General features: G+C 54.1%; 10 protein-coding genes. 6 read left to right on the top strand and 4 right to left on the bottom strand.

What is annotated here, in order from left to right; translation table 11 throughout:
* Positions 1-318: 318 nt before the first annotated feature.
* The 6 genes from PLIM_RS05220 (at position 319) to PLIM_RS05185 (ending at position 6,965) form a co-directional block, all read left to right on the top strand.
* Entirely contained in the window at positions 319-1,308 is a 990-nt protein-coding gene (locus PLIM_RS05220) for an alpha/beta hydrolase (protein WP_013109285.1), read from the top strand.
* A complete protein-coding gene (locus PLIM_RS05215; protein WP_013109284.1) occupies positions 1,309-2,406 on the top strand; it encodes a S1 family peptidase in 1,098 nt (365 codons plus the stop codon).
* A 274-nt stretch (positions 2,407-2,680) separates the two neighbouring features.
* Positions 2,681-3,487 (top strand): DUF2971 domain-containing protein, encoded by an 807-nt coding sequence (locus PLIM_RS05210; protein ID WP_013109283.1) that lies wholly within the window; start codon positions 2,681-2,683, stop codon positions 3,485-3,487.
* A gap of 99 nt (positions 3,488-3,586) precedes the next feature.
* The gene (locus tag PLIM_RS05205; RefSeq protein WP_148226983.1) at positions 3,587-4,639 is read left to right on the top strand and encodes a hypothetical protein; all 1,053 of its coding nucleotides are present in this window, start codon (positions 3,587-3,589) and stop codon (positions 4,637-4,639) included.
* Between the two features lie 646 nt (positions 4,640-5,285).
* A complete protein-coding gene (locus PLIM_RS24050; RefSeq protein ID WP_013109280.1) occupies positions 5,286-6,158 on the top strand; it encodes a hypothetical protein in 873 nt (290 codons plus the stop codon).
* A gap of 291 nt (positions 6,159-6,449) precedes the next feature.
* The gene (locus PLIM_RS05185; protein WP_230849403.1) at positions 6,450-6,965 is read left to right on the top strand and encodes a DUF6714 family protein; all 516 of its coding nucleotides are present in this window, start codon (positions 6,450-6,452) and stop codon (positions 6,963-6,965) included.
* A 303-nt stretch (positions 6,966-7,268) separates the two neighbouring features.
* Here PLIM_RS05185 and PLIM_RS05175 read toward each other — a convergent pair whose 3' ends face one another.
* From PLIM_RS05175 to PLIM_RS05160, 4 genes are all read right to left on the bottom strand, one after another.
* Positions 7,269-8,165: a formylglycine-generating enzyme family protein gene (locus PLIM_RS05175; RefSeq protein ID WP_013109278.1), complete on the bottom strand. Its 897-nt coding sequence runs from the start codon at positions 8,163-8,165 to the stop codon at positions 7,269-7,271.
* 478 nt (positions 8,166-8,643) lie between these two features.
* A complete protein-coding gene (locus PLIM_RS05170; protein ID WP_013109277.1) occupies positions 8,644-10,119 on the bottom strand; it encodes an SUMF1/EgtB/PvdO family nonheme iron enzyme in 1,476 nt (491 codons plus the stop codon).
* 132 nt (positions 10,120-10,251) lie between these two features.
* On the bottom strand, positions 10,252-12,354 hold the full coding sequence (locus PLIM_RS05165; RefSeq protein ID WP_013109276.1) for an ABC transporter permease: 2,103 nt from the start codon (positions 12,352-12,354) through the stop codon (positions 10,252-10,254).
* Entirely contained in the window at positions 12,351-13,247 is an 897-nt protein-coding gene (locus tag PLIM_RS05160) for an ABC transporter ATP-binding protein (protein WP_013109275.1), read from the bottom strand. Before PLIM_RS05160 ends, PLIM_RS05165 begins: the two co-directional genes overlap by 4 nt.
* Between the last annotated feature and the right edge of the window lie 27 nt (positions 13,248-13,274).

Below are 13,274 nucleotides of genomic sequence, written 5' to 3'. Positions count from 1 at the left end.
TTTGGCAGTCGGCTGACATCCGGCACGTTCATCGCTTTCTGACTGTCGGGAAAGCTGTATGGATCGTACGAGGATGGATTTGAAGAATTGGCCTGTGAGTGAGAATTCACGAATTGAACTTGGCCATGTTCAGGTTTAGACTTCAAGAGATCGTTACATCTGGATGAACCACAGTTATTGAACGCGATTTTCCGGGCAGCGGAAACCTCGATTGAGACCACACTTGAGATCACAATTGAGAACATCTGAGCAAGCGGATGGCTCTCGCCTGTTGACCTGCACCTGATTGGCCCGGAAGGCGTTCTAGAAGGAACAGCAATGCTCCGTCTGATGATTGATAGACTGTCGCAAACATCGTTGTGTGGTCGTTGCCGAGCTTGGGGGCAATCGCTGGCACTGGCGGTTCTGGCCACGTGTGTGAGTGTATGGGCTCCAGAATCGTTGTATGCCCAGGCGACCAAGCCAGCCGCTGCGGTGAGCCGGTTTGAAGACAAGACGCTGGTGACCAAAGACGGAATCCCACTGAAAATTTCTTACTTTGCAGGGAAAAAAGGCAAAGACACACCCGTTGTGATCTTGCTGCACGGCAAGAAAGGTTCACGGCAGAATTTCAACAGCTCGCTGGCACCATTTCTGAATGATGCCGGTTATGCCGTCGTGACGGTTGACTTGCGCGGGCATGGTGAGACTCCCCTGGTTCCTGGGCCAGCGGTGGCCCCTGGAGCCACCAAGAACAATGCACCTCAACTCAAGCCTCGCGATTATCAGGCCATGATTCCCGGCGATCTCGAAGCAGTGAAAAAGTTTCTGTACGACGAGCACATGGCCGAAAAGCTGAATATGAGCAAGCTGGCTATTCTTGGTGCCGATTTTTCGACAGCCATTGCCACAGCTTATACGGAACTCGACTGGTCGAAGATTCCCTGGGATGATGCCCCCACTGTCGCAGCGAGAACGCCTCGCGGGCAGGATGTGCGGGCCCTGGTGCTGCTCTCTCCAGAAGGCTCCATTCAGGGGATGAATACGGCACAGTCAGAAACAGCCGTGCGAATTCTGGGCTTGCCGGTCTTGATTGGCGTCGGTTCCAAAGATACGGCTGATAAAGGTGCTGCCAAAAAGCTGGCTGAAAAGCTGAATCCCGACAAAAGGGATCACATTTATCTGGAAACCTATGAGGGTGGGCTGCGAGGTACTGGACTTTTGGGTCGCAAGCTGAAGACGGAAGACCATATTCTGGCCTTTCTGGATAAGTACGTGGGAAAATCGACCATTGAGTGGCGGGATCGTCGTTCACGCCTGGAGCGATAAATGACGCACTGGCTGGAAAGGCACTGGAGTCGAGTTGCTTGTCTCGCTGCTGCGATCGTATTCGTTGCGGCTGGAAGCTGGGGATTTTCCCACCTGCTGAAATACTCCCCGGCGCCTCTCCCGACACCGGCATGGAACACCGAGGCTGAGACGCGCTCTCCTTCTGAACGGCAAGTTGCCAAAAATCCGAGAACCTCAGTTCTCTGTGAGCAGGAAGTTTTGCAGGGCCAGAAGCTTGTTGCACAGACAGCAGAGGCTGCGGCTGAGGCTGGCAATCGGCCAGTGGTTGCCAATGATGAGCCGGTGTTTATTAATGATGAAGAGTTTTCCCGGAACTTCGAGCGCAAGGCGATTTTGCTGGCGAAAGGGGGCCAGTGTCTCTCTTCTCGCGATATGAAAAAGCAGCTTGAGCGGCGGCAGGTCACACTCGAATTGCCACCGCCTCGAACGGCCGTCCTTTCGCCCGAAGAAGTCTACCGGATGGTCGCTACTTCTACCCTGCTGATTGGCAGCTTACAGCAGACTCGCACGCAACCACCGCGGTTTCATTATGTCAGCAATGCCACCGCCTGGGTGCTGGCTGCCGATGGTGTGATTGTCACCAACTATCATGTGTTCGATACGACCGAGCTGGAATGCTTTGCTGTGATGACCCTGCAGGGTGATGTCTATCCGGTGACGGAAATTCTCGCTGCCGATCGCCGGGCGGATGTGGCGATTGCCCGGATTACGGCGAAAGATCTGACGCCCATTCCCTTGGGGAAATCGGCTGCCGTCGGTGCCTGGGTGGGAGCGCTGACGCATCCGGGATCCGCCCATTTCATGTTCACACAAGGTTATGTGACGCGTTATCAGCAGATTGGCAGTCGCAAAAATGAGCGGCCTGAAAAATGGATGTCGATCAGTGCGGACTACGCCATTGGATCAAGCGGCGGGCCGATCCTCGATCGATATGGCAACGTCGTCGGCATGGCCTCAATGACCGAACCCGTCGAGTTCGATACGGATGAGACGGCCGATGTCGGCTCGACCTTGCAGATGATCTTGAAGCTTACGGTGCCGCAAATGGAAATCCGGCGGCTGGTCGTCGCGCCGTAGGGTCTGTGCGTGGCGATGATCTGGATCTCGCGAAGACGCGAAGGCAGCGAAGAACCTCATGAGTCTGTCGAGGGTCCATCGGAAGGTTCAATAGAAGTCGACAGTTGAAGGATGGTGTTGATCATATAGGTTGACTGGCTATTTATTGCAGTGTTCAAGAGTCGATCTTGGCTTGGCTATCTTGAATTTACTGATAGCCTCAAATTGATAGGCCGACGTTCACACTCAGTTTACTTTTTGTCTACCAACTGAATTGCTATCTAAGGGCAGCGTAATGAGTGAACGACCAACGACTCTTTACAAGTATGAACCATTTACACTCCGAGCAATTCAGAATCTAAAACAACAATCTCTATATTTTGGACCTCCATCTAGTTTCAATGATCCGTATGATTGTGCCCTGACGCCGCGATTTAAGGCACCAACAGACATTGAGGTTTGCGCGGTGTTAGCGAAGCTTATTTCAAGTCCAGATACGCCAAAAGAAATCAAGCAGCAATTGGAATTGTCACCGATTCCAACCCTGAAAGAACAATTGGTGGCATCCACTAGATTTCTCGTTGAAAAAAAATGTAACGAATTCAACACCTCGCATGGAATTAGCTGCTTTTCCGAGATTAACAACAACCTACTGATGTGGTCACACTACGGAGGGCAGCATCGTGGGTTTTGTTTAGAATTTAGTACTGACTTTGAGCCCTTTATTAAAATTCACCGGGTCACCTATGGCACAGACATTCCGGAGGTAAGTGTGTCTCGCCTAATGGTAGACGAGGATTACCAGCAAGTACTTGATCTGTTTTGCAGAAAATCCGCTGATTGGGCGTACGAAAGAGAGTGGCGAGTAATCCACAAGGAAGTAGGAACTGCATATACATATAACTCATCCGCATTAACGGCTGTCTACTTCGGAGCGCAAATGACAGTCCAAGATATTGACATGTTATGCCTGATTCTACATGGGCAGAATCCTGACGTGAAGTTGTTTCGTGGATTCAGGAGTGAATCGGAGTACAAGATTGACTTTAAGCCATTCACATATACAACACTTCGTGACGCAAGAGTCTCCGATTTGACATGAGAGTTTATCGAACGGGAGTAACAAGTGAAATGTTTTTTCTGTCTCGTCGAATGTGACAGTACGGTTAAGTGTGTTTGCGAGGATCGGGAGGTTTCAATCTTGTTAAATATCTTCCGGATGGTCGTCGTGGTTGTGGTGGCGGGTTTTGGTGTGGCTACGCCCTTGATCGCGCAGGAAGCTGTTTCCTCCTACGATGCGAACACTCGCACGCTGAGTATCAGGACGGCGGCCAATCGACGCTTTCAATATGTCTTCAACAAAGGAGGGGCCATTTGTGGTCTTTACGATGTTGATCTCGCACCTGAGACTAATCTGGTGGGCGATTCGTTCCAGGGGGAGACGACAGATCGTGTGATTCAGTGGACGTATTGGAATTCACGCTATCTGGGTTCGCCTCATGATTCCGGTGACAAGGACGTCAGAGCGAACGTGACGATGGAAGGCTGTTTCCATGGAAAGTTCACGTGCGATGCGTTGGAGTCGCCGAAAACCGGCCACATGGGCACGCTGGTTTTCAAGTCGCAGATCACGCACTGGTTCTATGCGGAACTTGACCGCCATGGGCGTCCCGATTTTGAGACCACTTGCCGCTACGAGGTTCTTGAGGATGGCAGCCTCAAACTGGAACGCACCGTGCTACGCAGACCCTGGGAACTGCGCGACGTGGTTGTGAGAACGTGGGATGGGAAGCAGTGGGACGCGTCGGCATCAGAAAGGACAGTTCTCGTTGCTGACCAACTGTGGCGAGGCTCGTTGACGTCTTACTTCGAGAACTGGATTCCCCTGCGGCGTACCGCCCTGCCCTATCAGCGATCTGCCAGGGGAACGTTCACCGAAGATGGCTATAAGTTCTGGAAGCCGCAGGATCTGGGCGGATGGGCCATGGCGTTTGGTGACAAGTTAGCAGTGGCTGTCGTTTTCGGCGAAAAAGAAACTGATCAATCACCGCATCAGACGCAGATGGTGTTCAACAAACTCGACCTGGCCCAGCATCAACTCAATATCCTCCTGCCAGGTATTGAGACCGATTGGCCAGATCATGCCACGCTTCGCCAGACATTGATTTTTGTCGTGGGCGAGCCGACGGATGTTACCAGTCGCGCCGATCGACTGGTGGATCAAGTGCCGTTCCCCAAGATGGAAGTGAAATAGGGGCCTGCAAACGACGTTTGTAGTGGTGGCAGAATTGACTGGCCCAGTAGTGGTTTTAGAAACCGTGATGGGCAGCCACCAATCTCGATTGAGACACATCGACAATGGAGATGGCTGATGGCACCCACGGTGCGGGTATTGTAGTGATCGTGGGGTTGGTGAAGTGGTTGAGCTGGCTGGAGGATCCGAGGAGCACTGCTGGCAAGCCAGCAGTGGCACACAGAGTGCATCGCCATGTCGTCGTGTTAGAGCAGGATAATCCAGCCACAAAATGGCCGAATCACCACAGCAACTCATGATTAGAATTGATTCTCAACAGGTCAGAGACTCTACTTACACTATAACTTTCCCGCTTTGTAGAAGCATGCTGCGAAAATGTGCTTTAAAGGGTTGTAAAGCTATGTTTTGGAGAAGAGTTCTGAAGGTATGTGTTGTTGTGTCGCTTGTTGCATTAATTTTAGGTGCGATTGCGGCTATTTTCACGCCAACTGTGTCACATTAGCCGGCGAATGTGATACACCTGTCGCCTGATCGGTGAGGTGGATGAGTTGGTTAGAGGATCCGAGGAGCACTGCTGGCAAGCCAGCAGTGGCACACTGGGCGGGTTTCCATTCGCAAGCGGGATCGATCATGAAAGGAAGAGTTAATGAGATCAGCGTGTAATACAATCCTGTATATACTCCTTATCTCTGTTGCGGCGACGTGTATTAGCAATAAAGCCGTCTGCAGTGACAAGGAGTTGCCACAATTCCCAAAGGCGATCGGAGAAAACGATTGGGACACGTTTCCTGACGCAGCCAGCAAGGTACTGTTATCGTCCAGTGTGGATGAATTAAATGATCTTGAAGCGTCTGATGACATTTCTGCACAGTTGTTTGCTCGATGGGAGAAGCTCTGCCGACGTCATGGCAACTCAAGGGATCTCATTGGGTCAGTCGTCGGCGGATCTACATTTTCAGGCTTCGTACAAGGTCGACTTCATTGCGTTCTCCCAGATTGGTGGGGCCGCTCCTTCTCGGACAGGTTAAATCTTGAGACAGAAGCAGGTGCGGCGAAACTTGCCAGAATCGGGTGGCAGAGAACCGGTCGATTTTTCCATCCACTTGACACCACGGTTGAAAAAGTCGGGCATCAACTTTTCGTTCAAATGAAAGGTATGACTGTGCCCTTGGACTTGAGTGAAGTAAACCCTGCAGCAGGAATTTTTACTCTCGCTGTTGCAAAAGAGGGGCCGAAATGTTTTGTGGCAGTTGCCGGTACGTGGGCATTTCCCTACAGCATCTTTTGCTTTGATATTGATTCAAAGAAATTGGTATGGCGGCAGGAAGTTTGGTGTAGTTCACTGGCCGGGGCATCTGGCATTTCTGGTATTCACCTTGCCGGGATCAGTGTTTCGGACGGTGTTGTCGCCAGTTATGGTGCGACATGTGACGCAACATATATTGAGGGATTTGAGATTGCGACGGGATCGCCTCGCTTTCGATTTAGTACGGCATATTTTGATCGCACCGACCCCTGATTCGATATGATGAATAAATGTGCTGAACTGATTATCGGGTTGTCACCTTGGCGGCGGGTGAAGCAACTGGCTGGTCCCGCAGTAGTTTCAGGAACCGTGAAGAGAAGCCATCAATCTTGACCGAGACACATCGACCAGTTGAGATGGCTGGTGGCAGCTAGTGAGTGGGAGATTGTCAGATAGGAGATGTAATTGAGTTGGCTGGAGGATCAGAGGAGCACTGCTGGCAAGCCAGCAGTGGCACCCGGGGCGTGAGTGTTTTACTTTGGCGCTGAACGCAGAAAGATGGATATGGAGACGCGGTCGATGACGTTGCGGGAATGGCTGATCCGCTTCATCGAGGGTGCGTTCGCGGGGGTCGAGTTGCATGATGGAACAACATTGTATGAAGCGGCCTTCCATGCGAGCTACGGTTTTGATTGTCACGAACTCTCTTTGGCAAAGACCGCTGAACGGACTGACTGGCGCCGTGTGCCCGTCGATCATCTCTTCGCCCGGACAGATGCGGTCTTCTTCATGAACCCGGCTGCCAAAAAGTTCTATTCGCCGGCGATCCTTCGCGCAGTTCTTCAAGAGGGAATTCGAGATGGATTGATGTATGACGCTTTTCTCTTCGACCTCTCGGGATTGATTCGCGGATCAAGAGGAGACGACATTTCCTTTGCGAAACTTTACAACACAGCTCAACGGGCCGCTTTTGTCCGGTTTTGCAAGTTTGCCGCATTCAATGCACCAAAAGAATTCGGTCGCGAGCAACCGCTGCGCATCCTGGAACGAATTCGTCAATTGGATTCACCCGCCAAGTAGTTTTTTGGATACGAGGGGTTGGCAGAATTGGCAGGCACAGCTGTGCCTTTAAAAGCGTGTTGGGTGGCCATCAATCTCGATCGAGACACATCGACCAATGATACTGGCCGGTGGAAATCAGGGGTAGGGATTGAAGTGATCGAGGAGTTGGTGAGGTGGCTGAACTGCTTGGAGAGTGTTTCTTGTGACTGTCGTCACCCAGACGTGCAAGGCCACGTCTGGGCCACCCCACGCGAAGGCAGGATTTATCAAGTCAAAAACAGCAATCCAGAAAAAGTTCAAAAGTTAAAAGGTTTAAGCGGCTCAGGGTAATTCAATCCTCGATACACGGAAACCGACGAGGTAGCTCCCGGCGTCTGGCGAGCCCCCGCCGCGTTCAGCCGAGCGAATGCCCCTCGTGATACTGTCCCAACTCCCACCGCGAATCACACGATCACTCCCAGACGATGGGCCACACGGGTCGATCGAACTAATTATGGAATATCTTTCTCCGTACCAATCCTGACACCATTCCCATGCGTTCCCATGAATGTCGGACAGGCCAAACGGATTGGGCCGCTTTAGGCCCACGCGGTGGGCATACTTTTCGTCGGCGGCATTATCATTAAACCATGCGTATTCCGTGAGATACTTCTCATTGGGGATCGAGAACCGGGTTGTCGTGCCTCCCCGGCAACTCCACTCCCACTGGGCTTCCGTCGGTAACAGATATGTCTTGCCTTCTATCTGACTCAACTTCTCACAAAACGCCCGGGCATCCTCCCAGCTGACAAATGTCGCAGGATAGTCTGGCCCTTTTTTGATGAAGTTTTCTCGGTTCCAGGGAATGGTTCCCATCACCTGCCTCCACTGTCCCAGGGTCACTTCCGTGCGGCCCAGCCGGAAGGGCTGGGTGAGCGTTACGTCGACCTGTTTTTCGTCGGTATCACGACCATTTTCACCGGGGGGACTTCCCAAGCGAAATTTACCTGGGGGAATCAACACCAGATCCATGCCGATTGTATTTTTCTCAACAACAGACTTCCCCAGATGCTTGGCCCATGCCTCCTGACCGGCTTTGGCTCCATCAGCTGTGAACGGGGACTCAAGGGAGGAAGGTGTGGTCAACGTCTGTGCGTCCACTGGAGCGACTAACACCACACTAAAGATCAGATTGGCAAGAATCACACTATTCCAGAGATAAAACTGTCGTTCGCTCATACCACACCTCATCGTGAAGCTGTAAATCAATACTATTATAAAAGACAAGAGAGCCTGAACAAGATCAATATCTCATTGAGCATCGTTCCGATACTAGCTATCAAAATCCAGTGCATCATTTAGGACCACACAAGAAATCCAAGATACTCGCCAGGTTGCTATCACGATCTGCCGACGTTTTCTGTCTAATCGCGTTAACTTCGGAACTCCACACGCATTCAACTCAAATCGATATAAAATCGAAGTTAGATTCTCGTGAACTCAGTCTGCATGCCAAAATGTCATTACAATTGCCAATTTAATAACATATAGTACTCATAACCGGTTGCATGCTGCCTGACTAATCACGTAATGCTCCTGTGTGTATACCCAGACGTGCAAGGCGACGTCTGGGCCACCCTGTCTTCTTTGATTTCTTTGGTAACCGGGGTGATACGGCGGGTGGTGCAACGGGCTGACGGGACGATAAAACATTCCGTTAATTGGGACGGGCTGATTGAGCCATCGACAGTGTCTGCCAGAAGAGGGCGTCGTCGTTGACGGGAGTGGCTTCGACGGTTGCAGCGGGTGAGGGGGTGTCGTCCAGTAGCGCAGCGTAGTTGGGTTTTGCTCGTGCTGGAGCTTCGGGTTTCGCCTGGGCGAGACGATCGAACATCTTTGCGGCACGTGATTTCCCGCCTGAATCGAGCGTTTGAAGAGTGCGATAAAACTCGATGGTTGCGATGCCGGGATGATTGGCGTCGGCGAGTTCATCCAACAATCGCTGACTCTCGTCGAGGTAAGTTCGGGCCGACGGTTGCCATTGGCCTTGAGCGTAGAGTCCTCGTCGCAGGGCAAACAGCCAGTCTGAGGCAATTTTCCGCTCCATCAACACGCGAAAGCCTGGAGAAAACTCTCCGACCAAACCGGATTCATATTCGAATGGCTGTGGTGCCCCCTCGGTCAGTTTCGGGCCGCCCCACAGGGTGAAATGGGAGAGAATGTTCTCTCCGTGATAGGGCTCAGCGAAGAAACCACCCGCGAGGAAGAGATCGCCCTGGCCATCCAGCGAAGCTCCGGTCGCGACTTTGGAGGCGAGCGATTGCCAAAGTTCATCGCGTCGATCCGAAGTTGTTGCCCAGATCACCCATTCGGTCAGATTGTCGTGGCTATCGTGAATGTTCCAGGCATTGGCCTGAGCCTGGGCCACAGGCCTGATGGCGCCCAATCCACTGGCGTTACGAGCAGGGACACCCAGCAGTTTCGTGAACCACTCGGCCAGAATGTCTTTGACCTTGGCCTGCTCTTCCTGTCCGACTGCTGCTGTGAGACCAAGCAGCTGTTCCTGCGAGCCAACAAAGGGATCGGTCCGTCCCAGTTTTGACCAGACTTCGCGGCACTTTTCCTGCGTACCGGCAGACAACTGGGCGAAAGGGATATTGCGATTGAAGTGAGGTAACCGCGACTGTTGACCCGCGTCGGCAATGGCCCGGGCGGCATACTGCCATTCGACATGCGACGGCAACCTGATCCGTCGAGCTTCGATTGACGGTGCGGCCTGTTTCATCCGCTCTTCGTCGATGCCGGCTTGTACGCGAAGGCAGAACTGAACGGCACCCTCCAGCCCGACATAGAAGGCTGGTTCCGATTCACCCTGTTGGATGAGATCGAACAGCTGGGGGTTCATGGCCTGAAACTTCGCTGCTTCCTTCTTGAGGACTGCCATTCCCGGTGCACCCAGGACTGCGCGGAACTGAGCCAGCGTGACCTCTGTCTCACCCAGATAAAATTCACGGAGGGAAATGGGGGGCAGCGCGTTGGCGGAGCTGCCTGAAGCGTCGCGTGTCGGTTGGCCTGGCCGAATTGTTCCGGCGGGGCAAAAGCGAAATCGCAACGTCTGAGCAGGTGCGGTCCCTATTAATGGCAACTCGAACAGTTCGCCCGGTGGTGCGGCATGAGCGACGGTTCGAGGCATTCCCCATCCTGCCAGGGCCAAGAACAGGAGTAACAATGGTCCTGTTTGCAGTCGTCGATTTTTGGAGTGCATGAATGAGCCTATGGTGACAAAGACGTTAAAAACAGGTCGGGTTCAGATGGCAGGGCATGGTCAACGAAAGCGACCTTCGACGATGGCATCGAATGGATCGAGACGGCTGGCTCGCCACGCGGGAGGAAGCGAACCAAGGCCACAACAGAGCAATGCACCGGCTGCGACAATGGCCATGTCCCAGGGATGCAACTCAATATGGACGACCGGTTTCCAGCTCAACCAGTGGGCTGTCGAAGCGGGTTGCCATTCAAGAGCTATGGCCAATCCCACGCCACAGGCCAGACTTAAGGCGGCAGCGAAGAGACCGATCATGGCTGATCGGAGCAGGATCGACACAAAGATGCCGCAAGGTGAGACACCCATCACACGCAGAATGCCGATTGTGCCTCGCTTGCGGTCGGTCGAATCCATCAACACGCTGACGACAGTCACGATGCCGAACAGGAAGACTCCAATGCCGACCACCCACACCAGCAGTTGCAGGGAACGGTCCTGGCGATGAATCTCGGCAATGCGGCCTGTCTCGGACATGACGGCAAACTGCTGGTTCGAGAGCGCCGAGACCACGGCGGGGACATCGTCGATGGTGCGGGCGTAAAGCCGGGCGCGGTCGTACACAGGTGACTGTGGCAACGGTACAAAGAGTTGAATCGTCGGGTCGTAGACGGCCATGCTGGCGCGATAAGCCGCGAGCCACGCGGTAAGGTTCGCTGGTACGATGGCAATGTCGGGTAAACCGGGAGAGGCCTGGCGATTGTTTGTCGTGATATTGTCGGGAGTGAGGGCACTGGCGGGAGCGAGAGCACTGGCGGGAGCGAGAGCACTGGCGGGAGCGAGGGCACTGGCAGGATTCAGGTCACTGGCGGGAGCGATTGGTTCGGTTGAGGAATCGCCGGGAGGTGATGCGTCCGAGGGAGACTCAGCGGGTGATGTGAGTGTTTCCGAAGAAGAGCTATTTCTACCAACGCAGGGAATGGCGAGACGTTGCTTCGCGTCGAGCAGGCAGACCAGCGAGATCGGTTCCAGCGGTGCGAGTGTCCGCGCCTGAAACGGTTCGGCATCGTAATCGAAGGGCAAATCGGCCTGAACGAAGTACTCACGCAGCCATGTTCTTCGTGGCAGAGAGAGACCGGCTAATATCCATGGGCGACCTTCGTGTTCGGCACTGGCGGGTGGGTTCCAAGGGAGGATGACATCGTCGGCAGTCGTCTGTTCACTGAGTTCAGATGGTGCAAAGAATAGACGCGGTTCTGGGCGCTGGCTGGTTTGAGTCGTCGCAGCTTCATAGATCCGCAGCTCTTCTCGCGAGCCGGGTGCGAGCAACCTGTCGAGCGGAGTGGGTGGTTCAGCCGTTCGATCTGTCAATAAGAAGCCTCGATCGGCGAGAAACTTGCGATCGTCTTCTGTCAGGTCGTTCTCGCGTTCGCAGAAGATGAGGTAGCTCGAATAGCCGTCGCGTGCCGGAGTGCGGGCGCTGGGCCAGTTCAAGGACTCCACCCGTTGACCGCGCACGAACTGCTCGCAGGCGTCGAGCAGGTCGAGGTCGAGGTAGCCGATGGCGGCATCCTGTTGCTCGGTGGGCATCACAGCCAGGATGGTACAGGTCAGTGAGACTTGTTCTTCCTGATGATCGCGACCGCGCGTCAGATGGAGATCGACCTGTTGACCTGCGCCGACTTGCAGCCGCCGGGCCAGTCCTTCTCCCAGCACAATCGAGCGCTCACCTGCCGCAGGTGCTGCTATCCCGAGTTGAGCCAGCATCGGATCGCCCGGGCGGGTGGCATAGAGTGTGGCGGAAATGCCCATTTCCTCGTTTGGCGATGAAGCGGAAGAGATCGACTCAGTCCGAGATAATCTGACGACACGCTGAATTTCGGGAATGATGACTTCGACTGATGGCAGCTCACTACTGAGACGGGCAACGGCAGTACGATCCATCAGCTCGCCCTTGCGAGCCGACCAGAAGGTGACCTGCCGTCCGATCGGACTGGTCACGAGATCGCGACGCAATTCGGCTACATGCCCGCGTTTGATTCCCAGCAACATGAGAATCGGCAGGCAGATTCCGGCGACAATGATGGCGTGATGCCTAGTTGTCGGCCACAAGCGAACCAGATCAAGCCAGCCGAGTCGTAAGTAAAACTGCCAGCGCCGCATCATGTTGCAGACTCCGTGAGGGTTGTTTCCGGCACTTCTGCGGCCGCGGAGGGTACATTCGCAACGATCTCGACCACCTCGCCGGCTGATTGACCGGGGACGGGAGCCATCCGCACGATCATGTCAGCAAAGGCGGCGGCGAGTTGTTCGTCATGCGTGATCATCACGGCTGCCCCGTGTGAGTTGGGGCTACACTGGAGCGACCGCACCTGCTGCAAGGCTCCCCAGGCCAGGTCCCGGTTCAGAGCACTTGTCGGTTCATCGACATAGAGCAGTGTGGGACGGTGGACGATGGCCCGGGCGAGAGCGACGCGCTGGTACTCTCCGCCCGATAACTTGTTGATCCGCGATTGATCAATCCGCCGACCTTTCCCATTGGCTCGTGGTGCCCCGTTCAGTGCGAACGATTCGAGCAATTCATCGACCCGAGTGCGGCAGACGGCTGACGTGACACCGTTGAGCATCAAAGGCGTGGCGATATTTTCGCGGACTGTGAGCGCAGGGAGGAGTTCGCCACTTTGTAACGCGAAGCCGATCCGTTGACGCCGCAAGCGTTCGATGCTCCGCTGTGCTCCACTCAGCCAGAGCGAACGCAGGTCGTGTTCCTCCCAGAACCCGTTGGGGTTGGGCGTACGCATGACGAAACGGCGTAATGTCTGTGGATGGGACGGAGCTCGTAACAGACCAAGAATTGTCAGCAGAGTTGTCTTGCCGCAGCCACTGGGACCGAGCAGCGCAACCAGATTGCGGCTGGCAATGCGCAGTGGTTGAGAGACCCGTACGGTGAATTCCTCACCCCGTTCGGGATCGTACAGCCGCTGTTCAAGGCCGTCGAGTTCGAGCACGATCTCGGGCGGAGACTCGAACTGTCGTTCATTGGTTGAGTGATTGTGCATGGATTGGCCCGTCTGATTGCTTCGTCA

Origin of the sequence: Planctopirus limnophila DSM 3776, assembly GCF_000092105.1 — a bacterium.
GTDB classification, from domain to species: Bacteria; Planctomycetota; Planctomycetia; order Planctomycetales; family Planctomycetaceae; genus Planctopirus; species Planctopirus limnophila.
This window is presented reverse-complemented; position numbering and strand designations above follow the sequence as displayed.